This window comes from Bradyrhizobium cedriense, assembly GCF_054602315.1.
This window is the reverse complement of record NZ_JBTSWB010000009.1, coordinates 254,012-270,302: the sequence shown is the minus strand read 5'-3', so window position 1 is coordinate 270,302 and position 16,291 is coordinate 254,012. Positions and strand designations below refer to the sequence as shown.

17 protein-coding genes and 1 pseudogene are annotated in these 16,291 nt (G+C 59.7%); 2 read left to right on the top strand and 16 right to left on the bottom strand.

Annotation, left to right across the window (positions count from 1 at the left end; genetic code table 11):
- Positions 1-20 precede the first annotated feature (20 nt).
- The 4 genes from ACYCVF_RS31680 to megL all read right to left on the bottom strand — a co-directional run bounded on the left by ACYCVF_RS31680 (position 21) and on the right by megL (position 4,063).
- Positions 21-1,166 (bottom strand): flavin monoamine oxidase family protein, encoded by a 1,146-nt coding sequence (locus tag ACYCVF_RS31680; RefSeq protein WP_459606777.1) that lies wholly within the window; start codon positions 1,164-1,166, stop codon positions 21-23.
- Positions 1,167-1,282: 116 nt separating this feature from the next.
- A complete protein-coding gene (locus ACYCVF_RS31675) occupies positions 1,283-2,029 on the bottom strand; it encodes a CoA-transferase (RefSeq protein WP_459606778.1) in 747 nt (248 codons plus the stop codon).
- On the bottom strand, positions 2,026-2,832 hold the full coding sequence (locus tag ACYCVF_RS31670; protein WP_459606779.1) for a CoA transferase subunit A: 807 nt from the start codon (positions 2,830-2,832) through the stop codon (positions 2,026-2,028). The genes ACYCVF_RS31675 and ACYCVF_RS31670 overlap by 4 nt, the downstream gene beginning before the upstream one ends.
- Positions 2,833-2,872: 40 nt before the next feature.
- Positions 2,873-4,063 carry a methionine gamma-lyase gene (megL, locus tag ACYCVF_RS31665; protein WP_459612950.1) on the bottom strand — a complete coding sequence of 397 codons (1,191 nt, stop codon included), beginning with the start codon at positions 4,061-4,063 and terminating at the stop codon, positions 2,873-2,875.
- Between the two features lie 93 nt (positions 4,064-4,156).
- Between megL and ACYCVF_RS31660 the strand changes: the two genes are divergently transcribed.
- Positions 4,157-4,678, top strand: coding sequence for an Lrp/AsnC family transcriptional regulator (locus ACYCVF_RS31660; protein WP_459606999.1), 522 nt, complete (start codon positions 4,157-4,159; stop codon positions 4,676-4,678).
- A 7-nt stretch (positions 4,679-4,685) separates the two neighbouring features.
- Here the strand turns inward: ACYCVF_RS31660 and ACYCVF_RS31655 are convergent, their stop codons facing one another.
- The 6 genes and pseudogenes from ACYCVF_RS31655 to ACYCVF_RS31630 all read right to left on the bottom strand — a co-directional run bounded on the left by ACYCVF_RS31655 (position 4,686) and on the right by ACYCVF_RS31630 (position 9,038).
- On the bottom strand, positions 4,686-4,820 hold the full coding sequence (locus ACYCVF_RS31655; protein ID WP_459606780.1) for a hypothetical protein: 135 nt from the start codon (positions 4,818-4,820) through the stop codon (positions 4,686-4,688).
- Positions 4,813-4,968, bottom strand: a complete 156-nt coding sequence (locus ACYCVF_RS31650) for a hypothetical protein (protein WP_459606781.1) — start codon at positions 4,966-4,968, stop codon at positions 4,813-4,815. The genes ACYCVF_RS31655 and ACYCVF_RS31650 overlap by 8 nt, the downstream gene beginning before the upstream one ends.
- A gap of 147 nt (positions 4,969-5,115) precedes the next feature.
- A complete protein-coding gene (locus tag ACYCVF_RS31645; protein WP_459606782.1) occupies positions 5,116-6,042 on the bottom strand; it encodes a LysR substrate-binding domain-containing protein in 927 nt (308 codons plus the stop codon).
- A 73-nt stretch (positions 6,043-6,115) separates the two neighbouring features.
- Positions 6,116-6,331: pseudogene (locus ACYCVF_RS31640) on the bottom strand (c-type cytochrome); the annotation flags it as partial.
- 160 nt (positions 6,332-6,491) lie between these two features.
- Entirely contained in the window at positions 6,492-7,718 is a 1,227-nt protein-coding gene (locus ACYCVF_RS31635; protein ID WP_459606783.1) for an MFS transporter, read from the bottom strand.
- Positions 7,719-9,038 (bottom strand): tetratricopeptide repeat protein, encoded by a 1,320-nt coding sequence (locus ACYCVF_RS31630; protein ID WP_459606784.1) that lies wholly within the window; start codon positions 9,036-9,038, stop codon positions 7,719-7,721.
- A gap of 127 nt (positions 9,039-9,165) precedes the next feature.
- Here ACYCVF_RS31630 and ACYCVF_RS31625 point away from each other — a divergent pair, with 127 nt between their 5' ends.
- The gene (locus tag ACYCVF_RS31625) at positions 9,166-10,014 is read left to right on the top strand and encodes an AraC family transcriptional regulator (protein WP_459606785.1); all 849 of its coding nucleotides are present in this window, start codon (positions 9,166-9,168) and stop codon (positions 10,012-10,014) included.
- 472 nt (positions 10,015-10,486) lie between these two features.
- On the opposite strand, the gene ACYCVF_RS31620 is transcribed toward ACYCVF_RS31625, so the two are convergent.
- The 6 genes from ACYCVF_RS31620 to ACYCVF_RS31595 all read right to left on the bottom strand — a co-directional run bounded on the left by ACYCVF_RS31620 (position 10,487) and on the right by ACYCVF_RS31595 (position 15,840).
- Positions 10,487-11,701: an SGNH/GDSL hydrolase family protein gene (locus ACYCVF_RS31620; protein WP_459606786.1), complete on the bottom strand. Its 1,215-nt coding sequence runs from the start codon at positions 11,699-11,701 to the stop codon at positions 10,487-10,489.
- Positions 11,698-12,705, bottom strand: a complete 1,008-nt coding sequence (locus ACYCVF_RS31615; RefSeq protein WP_459606787.1) for an SGNH/GDSL hydrolase family protein — start codon at positions 12,703-12,705, stop codon at positions 11,698-11,700. Before ACYCVF_RS31615 ends, ACYCVF_RS31620 begins: the two co-directional genes overlap by 4 nt.
- Positions 12,706-12,801: 96 nt before the next feature.
- A complete protein-coding gene (locus tag ACYCVF_RS31610) occupies positions 12,802-14,637 on the bottom strand; it encodes a carbamoyltransferase family protein (protein WP_459606788.1) in 1,836 nt (611 codons plus the stop codon).
- Positions 14,638-14,640: 3 nt separating this feature from the next.
- A complete protein-coding gene (locus tag ACYCVF_RS31605; protein ID WP_459606789.1) occupies positions 14,641-14,793 on the bottom strand; it encodes a DUF5989 family protein in 153 nt (50 codons plus the stop codon).
- A 7-nt stretch (positions 14,794-14,800) separates the two neighbouring features.
- On the bottom strand, positions 14,801-15,202 hold the full coding sequence (locus ACYCVF_RS31600) for an SxtJ family membrane protein (protein ID WP_459606790.1): 402 nt from the start codon (positions 15,200-15,202) through the stop codon (positions 14,801-14,803).
- A 26-nt stretch (positions 15,203-15,228) separates the two neighbouring features.
- The gene (locus tag ACYCVF_RS31595; protein WP_459606791.1) at positions 15,229-15,840 is read right to left on the bottom strand and encodes a hypothetical protein; all 612 of its coding nucleotides are present in this window, start codon (positions 15,838-15,840) and stop codon (positions 15,229-15,231) included.
- Positions 15,841-16,291: the final 451 nt, after the last annotated feature.

Genomic DNA, 16,291 nt, shown 5'->3' with positions numbered 1-16,291 from the left:
TACCTCCGATACTTGCGGCATCAGCTGTTCGCTGCCGACGACAGCCGCTTGCCATGTGCAGACTTCTGTAAGCGCGCGATCACGAATGCTGCAGCACGCTCCGCTGCGTCGACGGCGCCAGCGAGATAACCGGGGTCGCGCGAGCTCGTCTCGCTACCCGCCAATACGATGTGATCGTGCCATTCCGGGCCGACCCAAGGACGCCGATCGGCCATCGGATGTCCGGTTGCCAATCTATCCCCGTCCGTCGCCGTCAACGGGTCAGCCGCCCAGTCCTTGAAGAGCGTCGCTCGCGGCTTTGCTGCCTCGGGACCGAAGAGGTCGGCCAGTTGCCGCACACAGGCACCGATGATCGCGGACTCCCCCGCCGCGGCGCGGTCTTCCGCGGAAATACCAAGAAAGCCGAAGAGAGCGGCCTTTCCGCTCGCGGTCGTGGCGTCGTGTATCTCGGCGAGCGGTCCCACCATGCTCTGTGCCGCGCCCGAGAGGCCCTGCTCGCGCCAGAACGGCCGATCGTAGACGGCGAAGAACTTCGCATGGGGCGCCATCCACGTCGGCGTCCCTCGCCAGCGGCTTGCCGACGGGCCGTCGATGGCAGGAATGAACGAGACGGTCGCCTCAAGAAGTCGCGGCGGCATCGCGAACACGACAAGGGCGGAACGACAAGTCTGCACCGAGCCCGTGACATCCACGAACGAGAGTTCGACGTCCTCGCCAACAAGCCTCGCGTACGTTGCACGGGCATCGAGTTCCACGCTCCCCCTCGGAAGCGCATCGGAGAGCGCAGTTACGATGGAAGCGGTGCCACCGGCGAGCCGCATGGCCTGCGGCGTCTGAGTCAAGCCACCGTAGCGTTGCGGCGGTCCGTGCGGCATCCGTTGAAGGACAACGTCGCCTTCGTCATGTTGAGCAAAGCCGGCAAGCCCGAGATCGTCGACCAGTCGGCCGAAGGTCGGGTGCATGTCGGGCCAAAACCAGGAAGGACCGAGATCGAACCCATCGCTTGAGGACTGGCCGGTCTCGTCCGCCGACAGAACGCGACCGCCGAGCCGCGACCGCGCTTCCAGCAAATAGAAGGAAATCCCTGCCTGGTGGATCCGCAGCGCCGCGGTCAGGCCGGCGACGCCTCCTCCGACGATGACGACGGGATGATCAGAATTCGGCACGATAGAAACCCGAAAAGTGGACACCGAAGAACATGCTCGCCCACCAGCGCTTCTTCAAACGGGATGATCTTGGCGGCCGCGAAAGAAAATCTTTAGCGACCGCCCGACTTATACCTTCAGGCCGCCTCCGGAAGAGACGCCGCGAATTGCGGATAGGTCTCCGCGAGTTCGGCCCTGATCTGACCTCTCATCAGCGCGAGGGTCTCAGCGTCCGGACCGGGGGTTTCGACCCCACAGCGGTCGTTGTCGAACGAGAAGCCGGTCATCTCGCGGATTTCGGCCGCGCTGCGCCCCGGATGCCCGCTCTCGAGCCGGAAGCGACCGGTGTCCCGCTGAAAACTGAACAACGCGGCGTTCGTCAACAGCGCATGCGGGCCGCCTCGCCTGTAGACCCCTTCTTCGGTCGCGCCCGGCGCAGAGATGAAATCGACCTGGTCGACCAGGGTGCGGGGACTGTGCTCTTCGCGAAAGAGGATCACGCGCGGCACCAGAAAGTAGAGATAGGCCGAACCGTACGATCCGGGCCATCGGACGGGCGAGTTCGGATACCCGCCGGCACCGACCAGGTTCACGTTGCCCTTGCCGTCGATCTGGCCACCGCCGAGGAAGAAGGCGTCGATGCGGCCCTGCGCCGCGCAGTCGAACAATTCTTCGGACCCGCTGGTGAAGGAGTTGTGCTTGACCGAGCCGAGGATCGAGACCTGCACGTCGCCAAGTCCCTGCCTCTTGTTCAGAGCTCGCAACAACATCGCGCCGGCCGCCGGCATCGGCGACGACATTCCGACGGCGACGTGCTGCACTCCACTAAGAAGGCGCGAGATCGTATAAATCAGCAGCTCGCGGTTGGTGCATTCGGTCGTCACGCAACGCTCCGTGTACCGGTCATATAGGCCTGGAAGCCCTCTGGCGTGCGCGCAGCACGGGCATAGTTTTCGACCTCTCGGGCGTCGAGTTCATACTCGGCGTAGAGACCCGTCGGCCAGGCCGCATTCTTGTATTCGGCCACGGCCGAGACGTACATCGCCGGCAGCACGCCGGCGGCGAGCTTCTCGTCATCGAGCAGCGAGATCTCGGAGATGCGCTCGACGGTGACGAAAGTCTTCTTGGAAGCGTGGGCGAGCAGCATGACTTCGCGGCGCCGGCCTAGGCGGACGTTGCCGAAGCGGTCGGCTTCCGGCGCGTGGATGAGCGTGATGTCCGGCTGAATGGCCGAGACCACCACGATCTTCTCGTTCTCGTCGAATGGATTGGTCGTAATCTTCCAGTCCGAGCGGTTCTTCAGGACGTCGCTGCCGATGATGCCGCGGATCGGCATGAACGGTACGCCCTTCTCCGCCGCGCTAAGACCGGCGAATATTGCAGGACAGGTCGCATCGAGTATGCGGATTTCGCCGCTGCGGATCGCGCGCCCGAAGCAAGGGGCACCGCCGGTCTCGCCCAAACTAACGGCGCTCGTCTCGAGCACCGACACGGCGCCGGCACCAATCAGCATGTCGACCTGCATGCCGCCGATGGGCGCGCACACGACGTGAAGGTCGCGGATGCCGCGTTCTATCAAAAGCCGGATCATCGCGGGACAGGACCCTGAACCGTCCGGAGCCAGGCCGAGCTTAACGCCCGAGGGGATCATCTCGGCCATCGCCTCCGGCGACACGAATTCAGTCATAGTCCCCCTTGTCCGGCTCAATCGATCGTCAGGCGCTTCGTTATTTCAGGCGGTCAAGCGACCCTCGAAAATCGTCCCGCAGATCGTCGTAATCTTCAAGGCCGACCGATATCCGGATCAAGCCGTCCGTGAAGCCGTGCGCAGCTCGTTCTTCAGGCGAGTAGGTCGCGTGTGTCATGCTGGCCGGATGCTGGATGAGCGTCTCCGCGTCACCAAGGCTGACAGCTCGCATCGCAAGTCTGACGTTGTCCATGAAGGCGCGGCCGGCTCCGAGCCCGCCCTTGAGTTCCAGCGAGATCATCCCGCCCATGTTCTTCATCTGTCGCAATGCCAGCTCGTGCTGCGGATGAGACTGCAGCCCAGGGAAATAGACCGCTTCCACTGCAGAATGCGCCGCAAGGTCGTGTGCGAGCTTCAGCGCCGTCTCGCCATGACGATCCATCCGGATGCTCAGTGTCTTCAACCCGCGCAGGACCAGAAAAGCGTCGAAGGCGGAGAGGCAGGCGCCATTCATCTCTTTGATCCCAATGAAGCGACAGTAATCGATCACATCCTTCCGCGCGACAACGATGCCGGCCAGCAGGTCGCCGTGACCGCCAAGATATTTCGTCGCCGAATGCACGACGATATCCGCTCCCAGTGCAATAGGCTTTTGAAGATAGGGTGTGCAGAAGGTATTATCGATGAGGAGCAGAACTCCTTTCCTGTGGCAGATGTCCGCAAGAGCCGCGATATCGACCAAACGCATGTTCGGGTTGGAGGGCGTTTCGGCGATCACCATGCAACAACGAGGAGTGAGAGCGTCCGACAAATTCGCGTACTCGGTCAGGTCGACGAACTTTGTCTTGACGCCAAAACGTTCTAGTTGGTGATGCAGCAACGAAAACGTGCACCCGTAGAGCGTTTTGTCGGCGATGATTTCGTCGCCGGACTTCAGGAGCGTCCAGATAACGGCGGTGAGCGCTCCGATACCGGACGACGTGGCCAAGGCTGCCTCGCCCCCTTCAAGGGACGCCATTCGCTTTTCGAGCACCGACACGGTTGGATTTCCTACGCGGCTGTAGATGTAGCCGTCAGTCGTCCCTGCAAACCGGTCGCTGCCCGTCTCGGAGCGCTCAAACGCGTACGTCGAGGTCAGGAAAACAGGCGGGTTGAGTGCGCCGTGGTAGTCAAGCGGGTCGTATCCTTCGTGGATCGCCCGGGTTGAAAATCCCATTTCGGAGTTCTTCATGGCGCCAGCATAGCCTTGCGTCAGATTCAATCTTGCCAAAGATGCATCTCCGGGATTGAATCTTTGGCAGACAATCGCGCTTCCAGGCCCCATATGACCATTTCTGCTAAAATTGACAGCTTTGACGCGATCGACATAAAGATCCTCCGGGAGCTTCAGGCCGATGCCCGCTTGCCGAACAACGTGCTCGCGGACCGGGTCGGCCTGTCCCCTTCGCCGTGCTCGCGAAGGGTCAAGCTATTGGAGGACTCGGGCGCAATAGAGGGCTATCGGACGATTTTGAACCGCTCGGCGGTCGGCCTCGGTCTGACGGTCTTCGCTGGGATCCGCGTCGGCCGCCACTCCGCCGAGAGCAAGGACAACTTCATCAAGATGCTGCTCGCCATGCCCGAAGTGATCGCCTGTCATCTCGTCTCCGGCGATGTCGATTTCCTCATCGAAGTCGTCGTGCGCGACATGGCGACCTATGAGGCGACCGTTCTCAATCGCCTTCTGTCGCTGCCCGAGCTGCGCGACATCCGGACGAGCTTCGCCATGCGGACCTACCGGTCTTCGGGACCACTCCCCCTTTCGCCGGGCAGCGAGCAGGCGCCCGGTCGTCGACCGGACGCCTGAACTCGGGTCATGCAGCCTGATAGAAGCGGATATCCGGAGCAGCCGCGAGCAGCGGTTTCAGCGCCGCGACGACGTCGTCCTGAAACAACTGGCTCTTCGTATAGGCCACGGCATTTTCGACCGTGTCGAACCCGTCAAGCATCTGCACGTCCTCTCCCCGCACCAGCAGCTTTCGACTTGGCTCCCGATACGTTCGTGAGGAATGGCTCCTTGAAGCGACCGTAGACCGCGGCAGCTCTCGCCCGGCTGTGTTCTTCGACCTTCAGCGTGATTTCCAGATAGGCCATCATTCTTCCCCTCTCGTTTCGATGAGACAGCGACGCAGCGGTAAGTCCGACGCCGAGTGCTATGGGAAGACCGTGCGAGACCCGGCGTACTTTCGCAAACGCGAAGATCTTGAGATCCGGCGAGGGAAAACTTGGGCGGGACCGTCCGCATCACTCTTCTCGCTCGTCCGCGATGTTCGCTGCAGCCTCTTCGAAGAGCCAGTCGCGAAACGCGAGCAGTCTTGGCAGACCAGCGCTTTCGGACCGGTAGACCACGTAGTAGGAAAGCGACGAAGGCATCGTGATCTCGGGAAAGAGGCGGACAAGGCGACCCGACGCGATATCGTCGCGAGCCATGATGCTCCGTGCCAGAGCGACGCCCTGCCCCTCCATCGCCGCCTGCAGCACGGCAGCGGAATTGTTGATGTGGAGTCCGCGTTTGGACGGGCTGACGACTCCCGCGCCTGCGTTCGCAAGCCACTGGTCCCAAGTGATGAACCCGGACTGCCGATCGACCGAGAGATCGTGGATCAGCGTCCCTCCCATAAGCTCTCGCGGACTCTCGAACTTCGCCAGGCCGGGCGAGCAGACGGGATAGACCTCTTCGTCCATCAGCTTCTCCGCCACGAGGCCGGGCCAGTCGCCGGCGCCGTAGCGGACGCCGATATCGATGCCTTGCGCGACGAAATCGGAAAGTTTGAGATTGGTGTCGAGACGAACGTCCATGTCCGGACTTTTCGCCTGAAAACGATGGATACGCGGCAGGAGCCACATCGCCGCGAAGGCCGGACTGACGGTCACTGTGAGGGTAGCGCGAATACCACCGACCTTGAGCGTCTCAAGACCTAGACTAAGGCGATCCAGCCCGGCCCTGATGTCGGGCAATGCACGCAGCGCCGTCTCGGTCGCTACCAGGCGGGATCGTCCAGTGGTGGCACGATGGAAGAGCGGCGCGGCCAGCCACTCCTCAAGGGTCCGGACGAGTTGCCCGACCGCGGCAGAGGTGACGTTCAGCTCCTCCGCCGCTCCGGAGAAGCTGCCGTGCCGCGCGCTTGCCTCAAAGGCCCGCAAGGCATTGAGATGGACCGGAGACTTCATGCGATTGGTTCGCTTCTGTGCGAGACCGAAGCGCGATGCGGGCAGTTCGCCGCTTCACGCTTCAGTCACAGCTTCATGGAACGTCAGGCCTCGGAGCTCCGACGAAGCCGTCGCGGTTCGGCATCTTGACGGCACTCAGCGACCTGGCGTCCATCGTCGCGTCGGTGCGCACGATGCCGTTCATGTTCAGCACGTAGGCCGACAGAGCGTACACTTCATCATCCGAGCGCGATTGCGGAGCGTTCACCGGCATGGCACGTCGGATGTAGTCGAAGAGCGTCGGAGCGTAATCCTCTCTTCATGCTTCCTCCTTGCGAACATGCTTCACAGGATTGCCCGAACTTGCCGCGGCGAATCCATTGATCCGCCGCGCCCCATGTTCGTTTCGGGGGGGCACCAGCGGGCGGATGTGCCGCCGCCGGAAATTCCCTTCGAACTATCCCACGGCGTCAGACCGTGCCATTTCCCCTCGATCGCCTGGGCGAAGCCGCGAAAAGCGCGGCCACAGCGAAGATGAGCGGCAGAAACGAGAGCCAGAGCACCGTGTCCCAGCCGTATGCCAAGAGCAGTCCTCCCGACAGGAACGAGCCAAAAGTCATCGTACCGAAGACGATGAAGTCGTTGAGCGACTGGACGCGCGCTTTCTCTTCCGGCCGATGGCATTCGAGAACCATCGCAGACGCTCCGACGAAACCGAAATTCCAACCGAGCCCCAACAGAATCAAGGTCGCCCAGAAGTGTGCGACTTGGATGCCGAGAAGACCTACCGCTGACGAAGCTGCAGTAAGCAGGAGACCCATCGCGACGACCTTCGACGCACCTAACCGTGTGATCAGTTGGCCGGTCCAGAAGCTCGGCCCGTACATCGCGATGACGTGCCACTGCAGACCGAGGTTCGCGGATTGCTGCGGAAGGTTGCAGAACTTCATCGCCAGGGGCGCAGCGGTCATGAGGAAATTCATCAGAAGGTACGAAACCACGCCGCAGACGACCGCGCCGATGAAGCGCGGTTGTCGCACGATGATGCCCAGAGGACGCCCTTTGCCGACGTTCGCGGCGGTCGGCGCCGGCAGACGCACGCCGGCGAGAACGAGCAGCGATATTGTCGCGACGGCAGCCTGCCCGAGATACGTCGCAGCGAACAGGTACGGCTGCCAGAGGTCCATCGTGTACGTGACGAGTTGCGGCCCGATCACGCCCGCGAAGACGCCACCTGCCATCACGGCCGACAGCGCCCGTGGCCTCCGCTCAGGAGTGGCGCAGTCGGCGGCAGCAAAGCGAAAGGAGAGCACCACCGCGGCGTAGACGCCGCCGAAGAATGTCGCGATGCAGAACAGCCAGAACGAGGCTTGCAGAACGGCCAATGTTCCGATCAGGCCGCCCATAACGCCACAGCCGGTACCAATCATGAACGCCGCACGACGACCATGACGTTGCGCTATCGCGCCAGCCGGCAACGTGCATGCGGCCATCCCGACGACGAAGATCGAGATCGGAAGGGTCGCGAGCGCCTTTGTCGGCGCCAGCATGTCTCCGATCACCGCGCCGGTGGCGTAGATGACGGTCGAGTTTGCGCCGGCGAGCGCCTGCGCGATCGCCAGCCTCACCACGTTGGCGCGCTCGAATTGGGTAGCCGGCGCGGCGTTGGCCAGCTCTTCCATCACGACTTGGGACATTCAGACCTCGATTTGCTGGCCCCAGCGCGAGTCGCGCTGCGAGGGACGCCGGTGAAGACGGCGATCGAGCAGGTCGCGCGCCTTGGCGGATTGACCGCTGCGCATCGTTGCGAGCAGCAGCATGTCTTCGAGGATTTCCCGCTGCGCGCCACTGCCACCCACCCGAGCGAAATCCCTCGTCAATGGTTCCAGAATCCGCGCGCATTCCGCGTAGTCGGCGTTCGCGAATGCGAGCGCGGCTGAGCCGATCGCCGGGACGACGGACCCAGCGGGAAGCGCGCCGTCCGCGACGCGCCGCAAGTTCGCATCGATACGATCGATCGCGGCGACGTGCCGTCCTGTCGCCGCCGACAGGAGACCCATGTGGACCTCGACGAAGGCGAGCCCGGGGGTCGCATACTTCGAACCCGCATAGTGTTCGGCTTCCTCCCACAGTCCGGACGGCACCTCATGGCCGTACGCCTGCAGCCTCCACAGCAGCGAGACCGCATCGCTCACGACGTTGATCGGAAGTCCTAGCGAGACCGAAGGGCGCACATGTTTCGTATAGATCGCAAACGCGGCTTGCGGATCGTCGCGCTCGAGTGCGGACAGCGCGGCGTGCCAAGCCAGATGCCCGTGCAGCATGCCAGCCCGATCGTATTCCGGCAGCCAGCCTTCGATCAGCGACTCGGCTTCTTCGCCCGCGCCCTGCTCGAACATGGCGTGCGCGACAGCATGGGCGGCGTTGGCGTTAGCGCGCCGTCGCTCGAGCCCGCGCTGCGCGAGCTCCCGCCCCCTGGTGACTGCGCCGTTCTCGGCGTGGGACCAACCCCGGTAGGTCAGAAACCACCAATCGTCCGCATCGTAGCGGTCCGCGACCTTCTCGCACAGATCGACGCGCGCCTGGTCGTGATCGGCCATCCCCGAGAAGGCGAACAGGCCGAATGCGCCCAGCGGCAGCGAGAGGATCAGAACATCACGGGGCCATTGGTCGAGATGAGCGAGCGCGCTCTCCAACGCCTTGACCGGTTGCCCGCTCACTGCAAGCGAGATGGTCAATACGTGACTGATCTCACGCGGTGAGCGGCTTCGAATTACGATCTCCTGCGCTTTCGCGATGCTGGCGCGCGCCTCGGCGGGCTGCCCCTTGATCGCCTGCAGCCGTGCGAGGGCGGCGTGCGCGAGCGCGAAGTGCGGATCGAGATCGATCGCCTGGCGCAGCGCCTCCTCGGCCCCTGGCCAAGCCGACAAGAGAAGGTCCACGCCAGCGCGGTAGCCTGCCGCCGCTTGCGGCGAGTTCGTCGGAATAGGAAGGCCGCGACTGTCGAACTCGGCCATGCTCGGCTCCTACAGCGGACGGGTCGCCCAATCGGCAGCCCTTGATTTCGACCGCTATCAGAGCGAAAGCAGGCTGTCTTTCGACGTTTTGCCAATTTATGTACAATAACAGCCAATCGGAGACGACATGTCCTGGACTGCGTTATCGGCGCCACCGGACGCCCTTCCCCCGCGACCGATCACCATGCGGGCCCAATCGATTCCTCCGCGGCACGAATTCCCGGAGCACGCGCACGACTGGCATCAGCTCGTCTACGCCGTCGACGGCGTGCTTATGGCGATCGCGGAGAACCGGTCCTACGTCATATCGCCGGAACAGGCGGTGTGGTTGCCGAGCGGCATCCGTCACCGGGTCGGTTCACTGCTGGGGGCCGAATATCGAAGTCTCTGGATCTCCGTCGATTCTGGGCAACACCTGCCCGCGGCTCCGACGGTGCTGGCCGTCTCACCATTATTGAAGCAGTTGATCGTCGAGGCCGCCGCCATCGAAGCGCGGAAGGACAACGACGGATACACGGGCCGCGTCACGACGCTCATTCTCGATCAACTCGCCAGAGCCCCTGCGCAGACCGCGGGATTGCCGTGGCCGCGCAGTGAGCGCTTGCTGCGTCTTTGCCAAGCGCTCTACGTAGATCCCGCCGATGAGCGCGGTTTGGACGACTGGGCCAAGGTGCTCGGTACGTCGACCCGAACACTTACGCGACAGTTCGAAGCGGAGATAGGTTTGAGTCTCCGATCATGGAGACGACGCGTGCGGTTGCTGCGTTCGATCGAGCTGTTGCGGAGCGGGACGGGGGTGACCGAGACGGCCTTGCAACTCGGTTACGGTTCCCCCTCCGCTTTCATCTTCGCATTCCGGACGGAAATGGGATCAAGCCCGCACGTCTACATGCGAAAAGCAACTAAAAGGCGTCGCGCATCATCGCCGATGCCGCCGAGACTACGTCGCCAAGATTCACGTTCCGCGGCAAGTTAAACCACGAACCGCTGGAGATGCGTGAGTACGGCTTCATGTGCTTCGCGGAGGATCCAATGACGAATGCCCGGCAGATGTATGATTTCGGCCTCGGCGCCGAGTGCTTTGAGGAATGTCTCGCCAAGTTCGAGCGCGATACTTGCGGCCGGGCCGGCCGTAGCCAGTTACGGCGCGCGTTTTGTTCTGCCGGAAGTTCCAGGAGCCGCGAGCTGGTCACGAAGACGTATTCCGCAACTATTGAAGGCGGGCGTTACGCGTACGGGTTGACGGCGGTCGCACCTATGGAATTTAGCATGACGTCCCTGGCCCTTGTGTGTCGGCTGTAGCAATTCTGGCCCGATCGCATCCATCGTCTATCCCGCCTAGACTAGCGTCCGGCTTTTGAGCCTGTGTGGCCAGGTGATGCAACGGGACGGTGCGCGGAGCGGTGCGCTGAAAACTCTGTTCAGACAACCGGGATTAGCTCTGTTGTTCACTTCACGGGAGCATATAGTGCCAATATGTCGGCTGCGATCTTTCGAGATATCCGCTCATTCCCCCCCTGGCCATAATGCCCGCCGTCCATGTAAATTGGGCTAGCAACGTCGGAAAAGATCGTACCTAAGTCATGAATCACGTTTTGCTGCAAACTCTCATCTTCTCTCTTGACCAACTTGCTTCTCATCAGAGAGTAAAGATCGTTTTTTCCTGGAAACCGTTTCTCAGATTTTAAAAGCTGATCCTCTTCATAGTTTGTCCTGTGTGTCTTATCGGCCAACTGGGGCTCAAGGTAGAATAATGTTTTAAAGGATAAGCTCCTTGAAAGAGCCTCTATAAACCGAACATTCCCTAGATAGACATCCAAAGCTCCGTCGGACAGCACGTCCACTTTTTTCGAGCAGCCCGCGAGCTGTGTTTTGCCGGTGAGCAATCTTATCAGCGCGAAATTTTCTAACCTCATACTTATGCGCGCCTTTGCCTCCCTTTTAGGAGATATTTTTTCGAAGTTTGAGTTGCCAAGCGGAACGCCCGGTTCACCTTCATAACAAGCGGAGAAAGCCTCAACCGATCCGCCGTAAAAGACCACCAAATCAGGAACATTCCGCTTTCTCAATTCGATAACGAAGCGAATCAAGCTTTGGGTAGTTACATCCCCAATGACTGCATAATTTGTGACTTTGGCGCCGATTCCATTTTCGGCTAACACTTTGGCGACAAGCGAGGGAATGGTGAAGTCGTCGCTAGATCCAAGCCCCCACAAAGTCGACCCGCCAAAAAAGAATATCTTTAACCTGGTACTCCTATCATCGTTGATTGCCTCGGAATCCCAAGTTCTTCTCGTGCCGTCGTTTACATTAATAAACTTCCCCCTGTAGTCCGCTTCGCGTGTTTGCGTATATGGAGCCCACGTCCGAAGCTTAGCATCGGTGAGTTCTTTGAAGTACTCTTCCGCGAGGTCGGCATTCGCATATACCCCGGAATTGGCTGCAGCCTTGGTGGCACCTTGACGCTCTCTCTTGTCAGCTCTCTCGTAATAAGAGGTCAGCGATACTTCCAGAATCGTCAGGAAAAGAAGGGCAACACCAAGGATGACCCATATTTCATTCAATCGGGCCGTCAGGCGCCTGACCCTCGTCCTCGCAACAGATGTTCTCGGCAGCGCATCATCTGCTGCGATAGGGTTCTCCGTGGAAGAGAATTCTTTCAATTTACAGACCCTCGAAAATCTTCCGGGATTTGGGTCACTAGGACTCTCGCAATTGAGTCCGCGTAGAGTCCGGCCGCTTTACCGTTGGGGTGGGGGTCTGTCTTCGTGACCCAGAGGGATTGTGGGGCTTGATTTTCCACAGCCGGAAGAAGGTCCAGAAATGGTATACTGAGAGCTTTCACCCTGGAGGCTACGAGACTCGTTATATCTTGAAATGGGTAGGGGGACAGCTCGTGCAGGTCCGGGTAGTTAACTACAATCAGTTTGATGTCTCGAGCCTTGCAATAGCTCGCAAGTTCTTTCAACGCACCCTGTGCACCCAACCAGCCGGGTTCATTCTCTTGGTAGAGACCGCGGTAATAGTGCCGCCAATCTGCCTTGCCGAAGTATGTTCGCATAAGGACATCGAAACGACCCGCGATGAATACTGCTGAATAGAAGTGCTCTAGAAAGAAATTCTCCGTTCTTCGCGGTGTGGGCTCTGCGTCATTGATAAAATAGTTCAGTACGACGATGTCAGGCTTGTATACGTACGCCTTCTTCATGAAGTACGTTGCTTCCATGGCTGTGTTCGCATTTCCAACCCCAGTATTTATGACCTCGAATTTTTTTTCCTTCGCGTTCAGCAGCCTTTCCAATCGGTATGACGTGACGTCTTCAGGTCTTGCGCCCCATCCAAGCGTCAAGGAGTCGCCAAGCATCATGATCCGAACAGTGCCATTCTCTTTCGCCATCGAATGCTCGCGATCGCGCCAACCTGCTGAGTTGATCGTTATGGGGACCCCCATGTAAACCCCACCCTTTCCAGGGGTGTGTTCGTGCCCTGCACCCGGTATCTCGCTAACCACTTTCAGGTCTTTGGCGTAACGCCACATTTCGATGTCGAAATTGGTGCCGTCTGCTTGCGTTAAGCGCACATAGAACTCCAGTAGGGCGGCAGCCATAATCAGGCTAGTCGCTATTGAAAGTATTCCGAAGATTGCGTTGTTTATTCTGACATCCATGTGGATGGTTTTCCTCGAAATGCGCGCCCGAAATCGTTCGTACAGGAAATAAACATCACGACCGCTGCCTGGCGCACAGCCTGAAGGCCTCGCTTTCTAATCAAGTTCACAGCAACTACGATAATCCTTCATCAACGATCTGCTCTGGTCTTCCTTCCGTAAGAGCGTATTGCCGACGGCCAGCACTTCGATTTCTGTTCCCATGAAACAGCGGAACGCGTCCTCTGGAGTGCAAACGATCGGTTCTCCTCGCACGTTGAATGAGGTGTTCACGACAACAGGACATCCGGTTAGTTCCTTGAACTTCGATATCAGCCTGTGAAACCGCGGATTGGTGGTGCTGTGCACTGTCTGCACGCGCGCGGAGTAGTCCACGTGTGTGACAGCCGGAATTTCCGAGCGCGCGACGTTCAATTTATCGATGCCGAAGAGCTGCTTTTGTTTTTCCGACATCGGCAACTGCTTCGTCTTGAGCACGTCGGCCACAAGGAGCATATAGGGGCTGTCGGAATGAAGCTGAAACCATTGCGACACCTCCTCTCGCAAAACACTTGGCGCAAATGGGCGGAAGGACTCGCGATATTTCACCTTGAGATTCAGCTGCCTCTGGACGGTCGGCGAGCGGGGATCAGCAATGATGGAACGTCCGCCGAGCGCACGCGGGCCGAACTCCATCCGACCCTGCATCCACCCAACCGCCTTACCGTCGACGAGAGCATGTGCGACATTGTCAATCAGTGCTTCATCGAATTCGGCCGTGAATACCGCGCCGACCTTTCCTAGACGCTCTTCGATTTCGCGCTGACTGAACTCCGGTCCGAGGTACGCGCCGTTCATGCCGTCGCCCGCATGGATCCTCCTGGGCTTTTCAAGCATGAGATGGTAGGCAGCGAGTGCTGCGCCCACTGCGCCGCCGGCGTCGCCAGACGCCGGCTGAATCCAGATGTTGTCGAAGAGCTTTTCCCGCATGAGCTTTCCGTTCGCAACACAATTGAGCGCCACTCCTCCTGCGAGGCAGAGGTTTCTCTGGCCGGTTGTGGTCCGGATTCCTTTTGCGAGCGCTAGGACGACCTCCTCGGTAACGGACTGAATGGAGGCCGCTAGATCCATCTCCCTCTGCGTCAACCCACTTTCCGGGCGTCTGGCCGGACCACCGAATAGCGTCTCGAAGCGGCCATTGGTCATTGTTAGTCCGGTACAGTAGTCAAAGAAGCTCATGTCGAGGTGGAATGACCCATCCTCCTTGAGGTTGATCAGATGCTCCTTTATCAGAGGCACATACTTTGGCTCGCCGTAGGGCGCCAGTCCCATTACCTTGTACTCACCGGAGTTCACCTTGAAACCGATGTAGTAAGTGAATGCTGAGTACAACAAGCCGAGCGAATGCGGAAAGTGAATCTCCTTGTAGACCGACAGGTCCTTCCCCTTGCCGATCGCAAGCGAGGTTGTCGTCCACTCTCCGACACCATCCATCGTCAACACTGCGGCTTCGTGGAATGGCGACGGGAAGAACGCCGACGCTGCGTGACTGAGATGGTGCTCTGAAAAGCGGAGCCGCCTCGACCAATCAACGTCGCTTCCGAGGTGCTCTTTCAGGGCCTCAGCAATCAACATCCTTTGAAACAGCTTGTCCTTTAGCCAAACCGGCATCGACGTTGCGAAGCTCTTAAATCCCTTTGGCGCGAAAGCTAGATAGGTTTCAAATATCCGCTCGAATTTGCTAAAGGGTTTGTCGTAGAAGACGACGTAGTCGACGTCGGCTGGACATAGCCCTCCAGCGCGGAGACAGTAACGAGCCGCACAGGCAGGAAAGCCTGGATCTTGTTTTTTCCGCGTAAAGCGCTCTTCCTGCGCAGCAGCTACCAGTTCGCCATCTGAGACGAGACAAGCGGCAGAGTCATGGTAATAGGCTGAGATACCCAGGATATTCACTGGTCAAAACAGCGTGTAAACGAACGGCGCCATGACAGAGCCTTGCGCCAGAACTAGCAAAGCGGCTATGACAACCATGAGAAGAATTGGGGGCCCGAGCCACATCTTTTTGCGAACACGCATGAAAGCCCAGAGCTCTTTGATGAAGAGAACCATATGCGCCTCAGAACTGGTGTGTGAAGGACTGACCTGTCGGACCTGGTGGGTTACGATTGATCCAGTAACTTGCGACCGGTCGCCGCTTCAAATGAAGCTCGTCGCGCCCGAGCAAGCGGGCGGCGAAGGCGATCGGTACTAGAAGCCCGAAATAAACGATGCCCAGAACCAGCGGGCTGACTATTCGTCCAAGCAACTCGCCGAAGTAGAACCAGAGTAGGTTGAGCGGCGCAAGAATTCGCGGGGCGGTCAATGCTACGCCGCCGAAAGCGACACTGACTGCAAAGAGCGGCACGTAAGCGGCGGCGACTCTTCCCTTGATGGCCGCGCATGCGCCCAACGCGAGAAATACGGCGCAAAATGTCAGGCCGAAGCGTCGGCTGGACGGCAGTTTGGCCGGCACTCTCATGCTATGCCTCCAGCTACGTAGCCAACTCACAAGAATGGCCGCGCTGTCGCGATCTGAGCCAGACTTCCGGACGACATCATTCCAAGAACGACTGCTCTCGCGACGGTTCCGTTCGTCTCCAGCCAGCCCGTGCTGGATGGCTGCAGACTCGCTGTGACGTGGACAGGTAGATACCGCGCGAGGTCATCGACCGGTTGCCACAACGCCGCCGCCCTGAGGATATGGATGATGTTGACGAGAGGCGCGACAGAGCGCCAATTCAATGGATCGGTTCCGAAGCATGTCCTGACCAATCGCTTGAATGTCGCGGACGGAGAACGATGAAATCCGAAACCAATCGTCAGCAGAGCATTCTTCACCGAAGCTCTCGTTTGTGCGTCCGCACAATGCTGTGTTCTAAATGCCGCGGCGAACTCTTTTGAGAGGTCGCACTGCCTAGCGTCCTTGCAGCGGATGAACCTGGGGCCGCCGCCTGGCTCGTTCACGCGCATGCGACTGAAGCGGACATGCCAAGCGCGCATCTTCGCTGTCTTCTCCGGGTCGCCCTTTAGCGCCCGCGCGAGACGCAGCTTATTCCGGATAGGTTGCTTAGCGCAGCCTGTGACGTCTGCGACCTTGCGAGCGGTGACGGTACTCATGCTCCCCTCCGAGTTCCCTGTTGGCGTTGGCGACGCTCAGCCAAGGTTTGGCAATGATCGTGCCAAGACTGCGTAAGGGAAACAAATCCGTGCGTTTGAAAGCAGATAGTGCGCGCGAGCGGCCTCTCCGAACATTGTTGTAATCCCGACCTGGCCGCAGACCGCTGTTACAAACCCGACAACGTCGGACATCAACAGGAGCCTGCGTTTGCTGGTCGTGATGACAGTCACCAGCGCGCGCTCACCAGGACAGCACCGAGTCCGCGATCGCAGAAACGATCTGTTCGGATCGAGGTCGCCCGATAAAGCTCGAATGTGAATGGACAAGACGGATGCCTCAGCTTTTCATCCAGCAAAAGCAGCCGCAGGAGCGCCGGCATCGCGCCGCCCCTGGCGGGCGGCACGCGGAATCGACTGTTGTTCTTAAGAGCGATTAACAAGGACGACCGCT